Origin of the sequence: Delftia sp. ASV31 (genome assembly GCF_016428765.1) — a bacterium.
Taxonomy (GTDB): Bacteria; Pseudomonadota; Gammaproteobacteria; order Burkholderiales; family Burkholderiaceae_C; genus Comamonas; species Comamonas acidovorans.
The window spans coordinates 1-13,486 of the sequence record NZ_JAELTK010000012.1; the positions used below are offsets into that span (position 1 = coordinate 1).

13 protein-coding genes and 1 tRNA gene are annotated in these 13,486 nt (G+C 62.2%); 12 read left to right on the forward strand and 2 right to left on the reverse strand.

Annotated features, from left to right (window positions below; all coding sequences use genetic code 11):
* Positions 1–131 precede the first annotated feature (131 nt).
* From JHD82_RS30445 to pdxA, 5 genes are all read left to right on the forward strand, one after another.
* Positions 132–305 (forward strand): hypothetical protein, encoded by a 174-nt coding sequence (locus tag JHD82_RS30445; protein WP_374191639.1) that lies wholly within the window; start codon positions 132–134, stop codon positions 303–305.
* A gap of 395 nt (positions 306–700) precedes the next feature.
* A complete protein-coding gene (locus JHD82_RS06515; RefSeq protein WP_199135773.1) occupies positions 701–1,024 on the forward strand; it encodes a hypothetical protein in 324 nt (107 codons plus the stop codon).
* A gap of 578 nt (positions 1,025–1,602) precedes the next feature.
* On the forward strand, positions 1,603–2,928 hold the full coding sequence (locus JHD82_RS06520) for an MFS transporter (protein ID WP_043789739.1): 1,326 nt from the start codon (positions 1,603–1,605) through the stop codon (positions 2,926–2,928).
* Between the two features lie 74 nt (positions 2,929–3,002).
* Positions 3,003–3,755: a Nif3-like dinuclear metal center hexameric protein gene (locus JHD82_RS06525; RefSeq protein WP_199135774.1), complete on the forward strand. Its 753-nt coding sequence runs from the start codon at positions 3,003–3,005 to the stop codon at positions 3,753–3,755.
* 116 nt (positions 3,756–3,871) lie between these two features.
* Positions 3,872–4,933, forward strand: coding sequence for a 4-hydroxythreonine-4-phosphate dehydrogenase PdxA (gene pdxA, locus JHD82_RS06530; RefSeq protein ID WP_199135775.1), 1,062 nt, complete (start codon positions 3,872–3,874; stop codon positions 4,931–4,933).
* Between the two features lie 92 nt (positions 4,934–5,025).
* On the opposite strand, the gene mscL is transcribed toward pdxA, so the two are convergent.
* A complete protein-coding gene (gene mscL, locus JHD82_RS06535; RefSeq protein ID WP_012207302.1) occupies positions 5,026–5,454 on the reverse strand; it encodes a large conductance mechanosensitive channel protein MscL in 429 nt (142 codons plus the stop codon).
* A gap of 149 nt (positions 5,455–5,603) precedes the next feature.
* On the opposite strand from mscL, the gene petA reads away from it, so the two are divergent.
* The 6 genes from petA to JHD82_RS06565 all read left to right on the forward strand — a co-directional run bounded on the left by petA (position 5,604) and on the right by JHD82_RS06565 (position 9,924).
* Positions 5,604–6,200, forward strand: a complete 597-nt coding sequence (gene petA / locus JHD82_RS06540; RefSeq protein WP_012207301.1) for a ubiquinol-cytochrome c reductase iron-sulfur subunit — start codon at positions 5,604–5,606, stop codon at positions 6,198–6,200.
* A 14-nt stretch (positions 6,201–6,214) separates the two neighbouring features.
* Positions 6,215–7,630, forward strand: coding sequence for a cytochrome bc complex cytochrome b subunit (locus tag JHD82_RS06545; protein ID WP_013800811.1), 1,416 nt, complete (start codon positions 6,215–6,217; stop codon positions 7,628–7,630).
* Between the two features lie 17 nt (positions 7,631–7,647).
* Positions 7,648–8,403: a cytochrome c1 gene (locus JHD82_RS06550; RefSeq protein ID WP_199135776.1), complete on the forward strand. Its 756-nt coding sequence runs from the start codon at positions 7,648–7,650 to the stop codon at positions 8,401–8,403.
* 103 nt (positions 8,404–8,506) lie between these two features.
* A complete protein-coding gene (locus JHD82_RS06555; protein ID WP_012207298.1) occupies positions 8,507–9,118 on the forward strand; it encodes a glutathione S-transferase N-terminal domain-containing protein in 612 nt (203 codons plus the stop codon).
* Positions 9,119–9,219: 101 nt separating this feature from the next.
* Complete coding sequence (locus tag JHD82_RS06560) at positions 9,220–9,750, forward strand: ClpXP protease specificity-enhancing factor (protein ID WP_199135777.1); 531 nt, start codon at positions 9,220–9,222, stop codon at positions 9,748–9,750.
* A gap of 98 nt (positions 9,751–9,848) precedes the next feature.
* Positions 9,849–9,924 (forward strand) — tRNA-Thr (locus JHD82_RS06565).
* A gap of 69 nt (positions 9,925–9,993) precedes the next feature.
* On the opposite strand, the gene JHD82_RS06570 is transcribed toward JHD82_RS06565, so the two are convergent.
* Positions 9,994–10,299, reverse strand: a complete 306-nt coding sequence (locus tag JHD82_RS06570) for a hypothetical protein (protein ID WP_034396930.1) — start codon at positions 10,297–10,299, stop codon at positions 9,994–9,996.
* 309 nt (positions 10,300–10,608) lie between these two features.
* On the opposite strand from JHD82_RS06570, the gene secA reads away from it, so the two are divergent.
* Positions 10,609–13,356: a preprotein translocase subunit SecA gene (secA, locus tag JHD82_RS06575; protein ID WP_199135778.1), complete on the forward strand. Its 2,748-nt coding sequence runs from the start codon at positions 10,609–10,611 to the stop codon at positions 13,354–13,356.
* Positions 13,357–13,486 lie beyond the last annotated feature (130 nt).

Sequence of the window (13,486 nt, forward strand, 5' to 3'; positions counted from 1 at the left end):
CCCCCCCCCCCCCCCCCCCCCCCCCCCCCCCCCCCCCCCCCCCCCCCCCCCCCCCCCCCCCCCCCCCCCCCCCCCCCCCCCCCCCCCCCCCCCCCCCCCCCCCCCCCCCCCCCCCCCCCCCCCTATTAGATGTGTATAAGAGACAGGAGGGGTTTACTGCAATAAATTATGCAGCAGCTTTCGGTAACTATCACATCGCGAAAATCTTGGCTTCCAGGGGGGCGGATGTTGATTTGAAGGATGATATTTTTCATATGAGTGCACGAGAGCGTGCGGAAAAGGATGGGGTTGATTTATTTGATTGAGATAATGTTTAAAATGTGGTGAAATTTGAGTAGTTCAGAAGTTGCATATTGGGTATTGCTATGATTCAGTGTGGCAAAACGCACCGACGCGGTTGGCAACGCAGTTACGCCTATGACAACGCTAGCCGCATGGTGCAGGAAGAGCGCCGGCAAAATGCTTTGCTATTCTGGATTTTTCAATATATCCCAAGATCTGGCAAGGGCTGCTAAGAGGGAAATGAAGCTGGAGAGGATGTTGTTCTTGGTGATATCTTGGTGAAGTTGTTTGAAGGTTGTGATCTTCCTTCAATGAAAAGGAAAGCTATTTCTCCCTTGTTCAATAACGATGAGATTTTGCAAATGAGATATTCCCATGAAAAATATCGGCAACTGATTGCTGAGAATTTCTCGATATCTTGAATTTGAGTCAAAAATCCATTGCGAGAAAGCAGGATGTTTCGATGGCAGCTGGAGAACAATGTCCGATTGATGTCGGTAACCATGTCCGGCTGTTGAGTGTGCCTGCCTGGCTGCTGAAAGATCTTCCCAGTGATGAACAGTTGGAAATGCTGTCATACATTGGCAGGATAGCTTGTGTTCAAAGCATTGATGCCCATGGCTATATTTGGCTGGGATTCGGTTCTGCAGTTCAATTTGAAGATTACGGTGAATATGTGGGCCATAGTTTTTGCGTTCTGCCGGAATCGGTGGAGTTGCATTTCTTGAACAGTGAGAGTTGACGGCTGCGACCCTTCATCGGGAATGGCTGTGTCGGTGAGTGGCGGTGATCAGCGAACCAGATGCTCACGCAGCAGCCTGTTCATGCCCGAAAAACAGGATTGGCCTGAGCGGCATTCCTTTTCGCGGACAGAGTCTGAGGGGCTTATGCAGGAAAACGATCCAGGACCGATGAAAAGGCTTCATGCCTTCGTTCCGCAACAAGCGCCGCAAGGGTTGTGAACGCTCAATCCCATCGGGCTGGCGCGATGCAAGCGCTGCACCGTTGAAGAGCGTTTGCGCGCCTGCCGGTAAGCCCGCCATCCCATGACCCATACGCCAGAGCGGGTAGACGGTCCGCCGTGATGCTGCGCCCAAGGGCGCCAAAGCCGCGCTCCCCACACAGCTACAGTACAAACCCTAGAATCCCCCGACGACTGCGCCACGCCGCGTTCGCTGTTGCGCCGGCCCACAAGCCGGCCCCAAGAGAGAGCCAAGTCCTCCGATCCCGAAGTCTTGCAGAACGATCTGCCGCTGCACGCTCATCCGTTGCCGTGGCATCCACCGCGCCGTCCTGCTGTTCGATCCCTGGAAAAAAACCATGACTACGCTTGACCAAGCGCAGCCGGGCATGGCCCCTGCTGTTGCGACCGCACGTCCTCTCAACCGACAGGACTACAAGACCCTGGGCCTGTCGGCCCTGGGCGGCACCCTGGAGTTCTACGACTTCGTCGTTTTCGTTTTCTTCGCCAACGTCATCGGCAAGCTGTTCTTCCCGGCCGAGATGCCGGACTGGCTGCGCCAGTTGCAGACGCTGGGCATTTTTGCGGCGGGCTATCTGGCCCGGCCCATCGGCGGCATTCTGATTGCGCACTTTGGCGACATCCTGGGCCGCAAGAAGATGTTCACGCTGTCCATCTTCCTGATGGCCGTGCCCACGCTGGTGATCGGCCTGCTGCCCACCTACGCCTCCATCGGCATTGCCGCGCCAATTTTGCTGCTGGCCATGCGCGTGCTGCAGGGCGCGGCCATTGGTGGTGAGATGCCGGGCGCCTGGGTCTTCGTGGCCGAGCATGCGCCGGCGCGCCACTACGGCTTTGCCATCGGCTCGCTGACTTCGGGCATCACGGGCGGCATTTTCCTGGGCTCCATCATCGGTGTCTGGCTCAACAGCACCTACAGCGCCGAGGAGATCCACGACTGGGCCTGGCGCATGCCCTTCATCCTGGGCGGCGTGTTCGGCCTGGTGTCGGTCTACCTGCGCAAGTTCCTGCATGAGACACCCATCTTCCAGGAGCTGATGGCTCGCAAGCAGGCCGACCGCGAACTACCGCTCAAGACCATCGTGCGCGACCACCGCCAGGCCTGCGTGCTGGTGGCGCTGATGACCTGGGTGCTGTCCACGGCCATCGTGGTGGTGGTGCTGTTCACGCCGGCCTATCTGCAGAAGGTCTTCCACATCGACGCGGCCCTGGCCATGAAGGCCAATGCCGTGGCCACGGTGACGCTGACGCTGGGCTGCGTGTTCTGGGGCTGGCTGTCCGACAAGATGGGCACGCGTGTGGCCATGGTCACGGGCTGGCTGGGCATGACGGTGACGGCCTATGCGTTCTATCTGAACCTGCCGGGCACGGCGTCCTCGCTGGTGTGGAGCTACGCGCTGGTGGGCTTTTTCGTGGGCAGCATTGCGCTGCTGCCGGTGGTGGGCGTGCGCGCCTTCCCGGCCGAGGTGCGTTTCACGGGCCTGTCCTTTGCCTACAACATGGCCTATGCGGTGTTCGGCGGCATGACGCCCATGCTGGTGTCCGTGTGGCAGCAGGTGGATGTGATGGCGCCTGCGCACTATGTGGCGGCCATGGGCATCCTGGGCGCGGCCATCGGCTTCTGGCCCCTGGCCTGCCGTGGTTGGCAACCCAGGCGCGGCTGAGCTGGGCAGTGGAATGAAGGGCAGCATGGCTGCCCTTTTTCTTTGGCGCCGCATGGATCGCTGACAATCCTTTCATGAGCACCACGCGACAAGAACTCCTGGCCCACTTCGACGGATTGCTGCAGCCCGAGCGCTTCAAGGACTACGGTCCCAACGGCCTGCAGGTGGAGGGGCGCGGCGAGATCCGCCGCATCGTCAGCGGGGTGACGGCCAGCCGCGCGCTGATCGAGGCGGCCATCGAGGCGCAGGCCGATGCCATCTTCGTGCACCACGGCCTGTTCTGGCGCGGCATGGATGGCCGCATCACGGGCTGGCTCAAGGAGCGCATCCGCCTGCTGCTGGCCCATGACATCAATCTCTTTGCCTACCACCTGCCGCTGGATGCCCATCCGCAATGGGGCAACAACGCGCAGCTGGGCGTGCAGCTGGGGCTTGAGGGCCAGGCAACGTTTGGCGAGCAGAACCTGGGCTGGATGGCCGCGGCGGAGTTTGCCGACGCGGCGGCGCTGGGCAGGCATGTGCAGCAGGCGCTGGGGCGCACGCCTGTCTGCGTGGGGGGAGAGCGACTGCGCCCCATTCGCCGCATTGCCTGGTGCACGGGCGGCGCGCAAGGTTTCTTCGAGGCCGCGATTGCCGCTGGGGCCGATGCCTTCATCACGGGCGAGATTTCCGAGCCGCAGGCGCACCTGGCGCGCGAGACGGGCGTGGCCTTCCTGGCTGCCGGCCACCATGCGACCGAGCGCTACGGCGCGCCGGCCCTGGCGGGGCAGGTGGCATTGGAGCTGGGGCTGGAGCACCGTTTCATCGAGATAGACAATCCGGCCTGATGCTGGCTGGCCTGTTATTGGCCCGTTGTTCGCCTACTATCGGCCCGCCCAGGGGGCGAGGCCTTTTGCTGCAAGCGTGGTGCGAATGACCGGCTTGCCTGATCCGGATACTGAAAATGCCTGATTCCACACAGTCCACGGCCTTGATGGCCATCACCCAGGGCGACTCTGCCGGGGTGGGGCCCGAGACCATCGCCAAGGCGTTCATGGACGCGCCCGAGCAGATGCGCGGCTGCTTCGTCGTCGGCGAGTTGCAGACGCTGCGGCGGGCCGCGGCGGTTGCGGCGCGTGCGCGCGATGGCGACAACGCCATTCCCATGCCCGTGGCCGTCATCGAGTCGGCTGAGCAACTAAGGCAGGTGCCGCCGAACTGCATTCCCTTGCTGGAGCTGCCCGGGCTGCCCGGTCCTGCGCCCTGGGGCCAGGTGAGTGCCAGCGCCGGCGAGGCGGCTGCGCGCTGCGTGGTCTGGGCCGCGCGGGCTGCCTTGCGCGGCGAGATCGCGGCTCTTGTGACGGCGCCCCTGCACAAGGAGGCGCTGCATGCTGCGGGCGTGGACTTTCCTGGTCATACCGAGCTGCTGCAGTTCGAGGCTGCGCAGCATGCGGGTGTGGGCCTTGACCGCATGCCGGTGCGCATGATGCTGGCCAATGATGAGTTGCGGACGGTGCTGGTCAGCATCCATACCTCGCTGCGCAAGGCGATCGATGCGGTAACGAAGGACAACCTGCTGCAGACCTTGCGCATCACGCATGAAGCCCTGTCTCGCAGCCTGGGCCGCCCGCCGCGGATCGGTGTGGCAGGGCTGAACCCGCATGCGGGCGAGGGCGGCCTGTTCGGCAGCGAGGAGGTCGAGATCATTGCCCCGGCCATCACCCAGGCGCGCGCCGAGGGCCTGGACGCCCATGGACCTTTTGCGCCCGATACGGTGTTCATGCGCGCCCGCAATGCTCCCGGCCACCCCGGTGAGTTCGACGTGGTGCTGGCCATGTACCACGACCAGGGACTGATTCCCGTGAAGTACCTGGGCGTGGAAAAGGGCGTGAATGTCACATTGGGGCTGCCGCTGGTGCGCACCAGCCCGGACCACGGCACGGCTTTCGATATTGCAGGGCAGGGCCTTGCAGAGGCGAGCAGCCTGATTGAGTCCGTGCGAATGGCGCGCAAATTGGCGGCTTGAATGGCTAGCCCAAGCATCGGGAATCTGCAGTAATGGAAAACGCCCGTGGCAACCATGCCACGGGCGTTTTGATTTGCGTCAAAACACGGATTTCAGCGCTTGAGGCTGTCGCGAATCTCGCGCAGCAGCACGATGTCTTCAGGTGTGACGGGGGCCGGCGCGGGGGCGGCCGGGGCCTCGCGGCGAAGGCGGTTGATCTGCTTGACCATCATGAAAATGATGAAGGCCAGGATGATGAAATTCACCGCCACCGTGATGAAGTTCCCATAGGCAAATACGGGGACGCCGGCCTTCTTGAGGGCATCGAGCGTCATCGCTGTTCCGGGGGGCACGCTGCCCAGCACGACGAACAGATTGGAGAAGTCCAGCTTGCCGAAAACAAGGCCAACGACCGGCATGATCAGGTCGTTTACCACGGAATCGACGATTTTGCCAAACGCTCCGCCGATGATGACGCCCACGGCGAGATCTACCACGTTTCCCTTAACTGCGAACTCACGAAATTCCTGCATCATGCCCATGGCTGGCTCCATCTGGAAAGAGTTTGAGATAGCGCAGTATTGCGCGGCTTTGGAGCCTGTCAATGTCGGAGTCGGTATGGAATAACCATACTCGCCCCGCTACAATTTATTGTTGACCCCAACTCAAGCGACGTAGTTCGAGGAACCCCATGAGTGACACTCCAATCGACTCCAGCAAGCGGACGTGGATCATCACGTCGGCGTGTGCTGGCGCGGTGGGCGGCGTGGCGACAGCCGTCCCGTTCGTGAGCACCTTCCAGCCATCCGAGAAGGCCAAGGCCGCCGGGGCTGCAGTGGAGGTCGATATCTCCGCACTCAAGGACGGCGAGAAGCTCACGGTCGAGTGGCGCGGCAAGCCAGTCTGGATCATCAAGCGCACGCCGGAACAGATCAAGGAACTGCCCGAGCTGGACAGCCAGCTGGCCGATCCCCAGTCCAAGCGCCACCCTGAAGAGTTCACGCCGCCCTACGCGATGAATGAAGCCCGCTCGATCAAGCCCGAAGTGCTGGTCGTCGTCGGCATCTGCACGCACCTGGGCTGCTCGCCTTCCGACAAGTTCCAGCCCGGCGCGCAGCCTTCGCTGCCCAATGACTGGAAGGGCGGCTTCCTGTGCCCCTGCCATGGCTCGACCTTTGACATGGCTGGCCGTGTCTTCAAGAACAAGCCGGCCCCCGACAACCTGCAGGTGCCACCGCACATGTACCTGTCGGAGACCAAGCTCCTCATCGGTGAAGACAAGGCTTGAGGGAGACAAGAACAATGGCCCACGAATTCAAGGACATCGATCCGAACGCGCCTGCGGGCGCCAAGCTCACGAACTGGTTCGAGAACCGTTTTCCAACGGCTTTCGACGCCTACCGTGTGCACATGTCGGAGTACTACGCTCCGAAGAACTTCAACTTCTGGTACATCTTCGGCTCGCTGGCACTGCTGGTGCTGGTGATCCAGATCGTCACCGGCATCTTCTTGGTGATGCACTACAAGCCGGACGCCGAGAAGGCGTTCGCCTCGGTCGAGTACATCATGCGCGATGTGCCCTGGGGCTGGCTGATCCGCTACATGCACTCCACGGGCGCGTCGGCCTTCTTCGTCGTGGTCTATCTGCACATGTTCCGCGGCCTTCTGTACGGTTCGTACCGCAAGCCGCGCGAACTGGTCTGGATCTTCGGCTGCGCCATCTTCCTGGTGCTGATGGCCGAGGCCTTCATGGGCTACCTGCTGCCCTGGGGCCAGATGTCGTACTGGGGCGCCCAGGTGATCGTGAACCTGTTCTCGGCGATCCCCTTCATCGGCCCTGACCTGGCGCTGCTGATCCGTGGTGACTATGTGGTGGGTGATGCCACGCTCAACCGCTTCTTCAGCTTCCACGTGATCGCCGTGCCCCTGGTGCTGCTGGGCCTGGTCGTGGCCCACTTGCTGGCGCTGCACGACGTGGGCTCCAACAATCCGGACGGCATCGAGATCAAGGGCCCCAACGCGCCCAAGGACGCCAAGGGCCATCCGCTGGACGGCATCCCCTTCCATCCCTACTACACGGTGCACGACATCTTCGGCGTGACGGTGTTCCTGTTCCTGTTCTCGGCCGTGGTGTTCTTCGCGCCCGAGTTCGGCGGCTACTTCCTGGAGTACAACAACTTCATCCCGGCCGATCCGCTGAAGACGCCTTCGCACATTGCGCCGGTCTGGTACTTCACGCCGTTCTACTCGATGCTGCGTGCCATCACCAGCGAGATGATGTATGTGCTGATCGCCTGCGTGTTGCTGGGTGCGGGCTTTGGCGTGCTCAAGTCGCGCCTGCCGGCCGCCGTCAAGGGCGTGGTCGCCATCGTGGCCCTGGGCGTCATCGCCATGATGCTGTCCATCGACGCCAAGTTCTGGGGCGTGCTGGTGATGGGTGGCGCCGTGATCATCCTGTTCGCGCTGCCCTGGCTCGATTGCAGCCCGGTCAAGTCCATCCGCTACCGTCCGAGCTGGCACAAGTACCTCTACGGCATCTTCGTGATCAACTTCGTGATCCTGGCCTATCTCGGTGTGCAGCCGCCTTCGCCCATAGGCGAGCGCGTATCCCAGGTCGGAACGCTGTTCTACTTCGGCTTCTTCCTGCTGATGCCCTGGTGGAGCCGCCTGGGCAAGACCAAACCCGTTCCCGATCGTGTGACGTTCAAGCCGCACTGAAGCTGGAGAGAACAACAATGAAGAAACTGATTCTCACGTTGATCGCGGCCCTGGGCATCATGACCGGTGCACAGGCTTCCGAAGGCGGCATCGCCTGGGACAAGGCCCCGGGCAAGACCAATGACACGGCATCGCTGCAAAACGGCGCCAAGCTGTTCGTCAACTACTGCCTGAGCTGCCATTCGGCCGCATTCATGCGCTTCAACCGGCTGAAGGACATCGGGCTGACCGAGCAGGAAATCAAGGACAACCTGCTGTTCACCACCGACAAGGTGGGCGAGACCATGAAGGCGGCCATCAACCCGAAGGAAGCCAAGGAGTGGTTCGGTGCCAATCCGCCGGATCTGACGGTGATCGCGCGCTCGCGCGCAGGCCACAACGGCACGGGTGCCGACTATCTCTACACCTTCCTGCGCACCTTCTACCGCGATGACACCAAGGCCACGGGCTGGAACAACCTGGCCTTCCCCAGCGTAGGCATGCCCCATGCACTGTGGCAACTGCAGGGCGAGCGCCGTGCCATCTTCGAAGAAGCTGAGGAGCACGGCGTGAAGACCCAGGTTTTCAAGGGGTGGGAGCAGGTCTCTCCCGGCTCCATGAGCCCAGTGCAGTACGATCAGGCAGTTGGCGATCTGGTGAACTACCTGCAATGGATGGGTGAGCCGGCACAGAACAGCCGCATCCGCATTGGCGTGGGCGTGCTGCTTTTCCTGGCGGTCTTCATCTTCATTGCATGGCGCCTCAACGCCGCGTTCTGGAAAGACGTCAAATAAAACCGTGACTGCAGAAGGTCGTGCAAGCGATTGCGCGGCTGAACTGTGTGCAGAGTGGGCGCCGCGAGCGACCCACTCTTTTTGATTTTTAGGAGCCTCCACCATGATGGTGCTTTATTCGGGAACGACCTGCCCCTTTTCACACCGTTGCCGTTTCGTCCTGTTCGAAAAAGGCATGGACTTCGAGATCCGCGATGTGGACCTGTTCAGCAAGCCTGAAGACATCAGCGTGATGAACCCGTACGGCCAGGTGCCCATCCTGGTCGAGCGCGACCTGATCCTGTACGAATCGAACATCATCAACGAGTACATCGACGAGCGCTTCCCGCATCCCCAACTGATGCCCGGCGACCCGGTGGACCGCGCCCGCGTGCGCCTGTTCCTGCTGAACTTCGAGAAGGAGCTGTTCGTGCACGTGAGCACGCTCGAGGAGCGCAACGTCAAGGGCAACGAAAAGGCCATCGAAAAGGCGCGCGCCCACATCCGCGACCGCCTGACGCAACTGGCTCCCGTGTTCCTCAAGAACAAGTACATGCTGGGCGAGAACTTCTCCATGCTGGACGTGGCCATTGCCCCGCTGCTGTGGCGCCTGGACTACTACGGCATCGAGGTGTCCAAGAACGCCGCCCCGCTGCTCAAGTACGCCGAGCGCATCTTCTCGCGCCCTGCCTACATCGAAGCGCTGACGCCTTCCGAGAAGGTGATGCGCAAATAATTCGCATCGGTTGACGACTGATTGCGCGGGCAGGGAAGGCGGTCAACCGGTCGCCATCCTGCCCGTTTTCGTATTACGACCACTCTTTTCCTGGGATCGTCATGACTGCCCCCGAAGCAACTTCCACCCGCCCCTACCTGATCCGGGCCCTGTACGAGTGGTGCACCGACAACGGCTTCACACCCCACATCGCAGTGCGCGTGGACCGCAACGTGCAGGTGCCGCGCGAGTTTGTGCGCGACGGCGAGATCGTGCTCAACGTCAGCTACGACGCCACCAGCGGCCTGCAGATGGGCAATGACTTCATCAGCTTCACGGCCCGCTTTGGCGGCAAGCCACGCGAAATCATGGTGCCTGTCGAGCAGGTGATGGCCATCTACGCACGGGAGACCGGGCAAGGCATGGCTTTCCCGGCGCCGGAGTCGGATGCCGACGCCGACAACGAAGTTTCGGTCCAGCAGGAATCCGATGAGCCTGTGTCGCAGGACGCAGTTGCTGAAGTGCCGGCCGAGCCAGCTGCCGACGAACGCGTGGTGCAGCTGGTGAGTATCCAGAACGAGGGCGATGATGAAGAGCCCCCGCGCACGCCGCCGCCCTCGGGCACGCGGCCCTCGCTGAAGCTGGTGAAGTAGGTTTTTCGTACCCTGGGCCTGCGATCACGCGCGCAAGCGTGTTCGCAGACGCCGGGAACGGCTGAAGCGGTCTTTTTCTGCGCTAGAATTCGTGCTTCGCCGGTTTAGCTCAGTTGGTAGAGCACCCGCCTTGTAAGCGGTAGGTCGTCAGTTCGAATCCGACAACCGGCACCAAAAGGTCTCCTTCGGAGGCCTTTTTTCATTGCTTTCTTCATTTCCGACCGCGTTTGTTTCAGCGGCCGATCAGGCCTGCACTTTGAGCCGGATCTCGGTCACATCCCACCCCTTGGTGCGCAGGTGGGCGGCCATGGCGGGAAGCAACTGGCGGATCTTGGCGGCCGCCGCATTGTTTCGCACCAGCAGGCACCAGGTGCTGCCCTCGATGGGGCCTGCCTGCAGGCTGGCGCGCAGCAGCGGCGGCACCAGGGGCAGGATGGCCGTCAGGCGATTGCTGGAGTCCCGGGTGAGCTGTGCGAGCCGCGCCAGCGTGGGCGAGTTCTCGACGGCGTGCAGGGCGGTGACGGCGTGGTGGCGGCGTGTGAAGGTCATGGGCTTGAAGGGCTGGACTGGCAGCGTTGGCATGCGCCGGCCCGGAGGGTCGTTATAGCAGCATCTGGGGGGGCGCGGGTCCGGGGATTCGGGTTCGGGGCTGTGCGGCTGCATGCGTCGGCCTGCCTGAGAGAGGGTTGGACAGAGGCAGTTAGAATCAATTGTTCGGTTCTCGCTTCGGCCCGGTCGCATGTGTTCTTCAGAAGAGCACTTGCAGGCAGGTGGAGCGGCCCCATCTGAAATCCAACAATCTAGGGATTCCAGGCACACCGCAGTCCGCTTCAGCGGGTGGCGGTGTGTCTTTTTCGCATGGCCACCAACTTCCTCACCAAACTATTCGGCAGCCGAAACGATCGGCTTCTCAAGCAATACCGCAAGACGGTTGTTCGCATCAATGCGATGGAGCCCGACTACGAGAAGCTCAGCGACGAGGCTCTGCGTGCAAAGACGCAGGAGTTCAAGGAACGTGTGGCCAAGGGCGAGTCGCTGGACGACCTGCTGCCCGAAGCCTTCGCCGTGGTGCGCGAGGGCTCCAAGCGCGTCATGAAGATGCGCCACTTCGACGTTCAGCTGCTGGGCGGCATGGCGCTGCACTACGGCAAGATCGCAGAAATGCGCACCGGCGAAGGCAAGACGCTGACCGCCACGCTGCCGGTCTACCTGAACGCACTGTCGGGCAATGGCGTGCACGTGGTGACCGTGAACGACTATCTGGCCAATCGCGATGCGACCTGGATGGCCAAGCTGTACAACTTCCTCGGACTGTCGGTGGGCATCAACCTGCCCAACATGCCGCGCGAGGAAAAGCAGGCCGCCTACAACAGCGACATCACCTACGGCACGAACAACGAATACGGCTTCGACTACCTGCGCGACAACATGGTCTACGAGTCGGGCGACCGCGTTCAGCGCGTGCTCAACTACGCCATCGTCGACGAGGTGGACTCCATCCTGATCGATGAGGCCCGCACGCCGCTGATCATCAGCGGCCAGGCCGAAGACCACACGGCCATGTACGTGGCCATGAACAAGATCGTTCCCAACCTGGTGCGCCAGGAAGGCGAGGCCGACCCGCGCACCGGCGAAGGCGTGACCAAGCCCGGCGACTTCACCGTGGACGAGAAGAGCCACCAGGTGTTCCTGACCGACCAGGGCTACGAGGCCGCAGAGCGCCTGCTGGGCCACGCCGGCATGATTGCCGAGGGCGCCTCGCTGTACGACCCGGCCAACATCACCCTGGTCCACCATCTCTACGCGGCGCTGCGTGCCAACAACCTCTACCACCGTGACCAGCACTATGTGGTGCAGAACGGCGAGATCGTCATCGTTGACGAGTTCACGGGCCGCCTGATGGCAGGCCGGCGCTGGAGCGACGGCCTGCACCAGGCGGTCGAGGCCAAGGAAGGCGTGACCATCCAGGCCGAGAACCAGACCATGGCCTCGATCACCTTCCAGAACTACTTCCGTCTCTACGGCAAGCTGGCTGGGATGACGGGCACGGCCGATACCGAGGCCTACGAATTCCAGGAAATCTATGGTCTCGAGACCATGGTGATTCCGCCCAACCGTCCCAGCAAGCGCGACGACCAGCTCGACCGTGTCTACAAGACCACGCGCGAGAAGTACGAGGCGGCGATCCGCGATATCCGTGAATGCTATGAGCGCGGCCAGCCCGTGCTGGTGGGCACGACTTCGATTGAGAACTCCGAAATCATCGACGAGCTGCTCAACAAGGAAAACCTGCCCCACCAGGTGCTCAACGCCAAGCAGCACGAGCGCGAGGCCGACATCGTGGCCCAGGCCGGCCGTCCCGGCATGATCACCATCGCCACCAACATGGCCGGCCGCGGCACCGACATCGTGCTGGGCGGCAACATCGAAAAGCAGGTGGCTGCTGTCGAGGCCGATGAATCCCTGTCCGAAGCCGAACGCCAGCAGCGCATCGAACAAATGCGCGCAGACTGGAAGATCGAGCACGACAAGGTCTCGGCCCTGGGTGGCCTGCGCATCATCGCCACGGAGCGCCATGAATCGCGCCGTATCGACAACCAGCTGCGTGGCCGTTCGGGCCGCCAGGGCGATCCCGGCTCCTCGCGCTTTTACCTGAGCCTGGACGATGCGCTGATGCGCATCTTCGCTGGCGACCGTGTGCGCGCCATCATGGACCGCCTGAAGATGCCCGATGGCGAAGCCATCGAAGCCGGCATCGTGACCCGCTCCATCGAAGGCGCTCAGCGCAAGGTCGAGGCCCGCAACTTCGACGTCCGCAAGCAGCTGCTCGAATACGACGACGTGTCCAACGACCAGCGCAAGGTGATCTACCAGCAGCGCAACGAGATCCTCGACGCCTCGGACCTGTACGAGATGATCACGGTGATGCGCGACGACGTGGTGTCCGATCTGGTGCGCCAGTACGTTCCTGCCGAGTCCATGGAAGAGCAGTGGGACCTGGCCGGTCTGGAAAAGGCGCTGGAAAGCGAATGGCGCATCCAGCTGCCGCTGCAGTCGCAGGTGCAGTCCGCGCATGCCATCACCGACGAGGAAATCCTCGAAAAGGTACTGCAGGCCGCCCGCGAAGTGTTCGATGCCAAGGTCGAGCTGATCGGCCGCGAGAACTTCACGCAATTCCAGCGCGCCGTCCTACTGCAAAGCTTCGACACCAACTGGCGTGACCACCTGTCTGCACTCGACTATCTGCGCCAGGGCATCCACCTGCGCGGCTATGCGCAAAAGCAGCCCAAGCAGGAATACAAGCGCGAGGCCTTCGAGCTGTTCCGCCAGCTCATCGACCAGGTCAAGACCGAGGTCACGCGCGTGCTGATGACCGTGCAGGTGCAGTCGCGCGAACAGGTGGAGCAGGCCACCGAGGCCCTGGAGCAGCGCAGCGCCCACAGCCTGGAGCACATGACCTATGGCGCTCCGTCGGATGGCGACATCGGTGGCTCCGTCGAAGACGAGCCGCTGGAGCTGCCCGAAGGCGCTCGCGTGGGCCGCAATGATCCCTGCCCCTGCGGCAGCGGCAAGAAGTACAAGCAGTGCCACGGCAAGCTGTCGTGATGCGGCGGGCGTCGTAAGACACCGCAAGACACGGAAAACGGCACGGATACACTCCGTGCCGTTTTCTTTTTTAAGGTCGATGAAATACGTGCCGCTCCGGTTTGTTCCGATAATGGAGCGCGTTTTTCTT

What these genes read in the sequence shown, in the direction of transcription:
- pdxA (WP_199135775.1), top strand. Translation starts at nt 3,872, where the DNA reads ATGCCTGATTCCACACAGTCCACGGCCTTGATGGCCATCACCCAGGGC.
- JHD82_RS06525 (WP_199135774.1), top strand. Translation starts at nt 3,003, where the DNA reads ATGAGCACCACGCGACAAGAACTCCTGGCCCACTTCGACGGATTGCTG.
- JHD82_RS06560 (WP_199135777.1), top strand. Translation starts at nt 9,220, where the DNA reads ATGACTGCCCCCGAAGCAACTTCCACCCGCCCCTACCTGATCCGGGCC.
- JHD82_RS06545 (WP_013800811.1), top strand. Translation starts at nt 6,215, where the DNA reads ATGGCCCACGAATTCAAGGACATCGATCCGAACGCGCCTGCGGGCGCC.
- JHD82_RS06520 (WP_043789739.1), top strand. Translation starts at nt 1,603, where the DNA reads ATGACTACGCTTGACCAAGCGCAGCCGGGCATGGCCCCTGCTGTTGCG.
- JHD82_RS06555 (WP_012207298.1), top strand. Translation starts at nt 8,507, where the DNA reads ATGATGGTGCTTTATTCGGGAACGACCTGCCCCTTTTCACACCGTTGC.
- secA (WP_199135778.1), top strand. Translation starts at nt 10,609, where the DNA reads ATGGCCACCAACTTCCTCACCAAACTATTCGGCAGCCGAAACGATCGG.
- mscL (WP_012207302.1), bottom strand. Translation starts at nt 5,454, where the DNA reads ATGGGCATGATGCAGGAATTTCGTGAGTTCGCAGTTAAGGGAAACGTG.
- JHD82_RS06570 (WP_034396930.1), bottom strand. Translation starts at nt 10,299, where the DNA reads ATGACCTTCACACGCCGCCACCACGCCGTCACCGCCCTGCACGCCGTC.
- JHD82_RS06550 (WP_199135776.1), top strand. Translation starts at nt 7,648, where the DNA reads ATGAAGAAACTGATTCTCACGTTGATCGCGGCCCTGGGCATCATGACC.
- petA (WP_012207301.1), top strand. Translation starts at nt 5,604, where the DNA reads ATGAGTGACACTCCAATCGACTCCAGCAAGCGGACGTGGATCATCACG.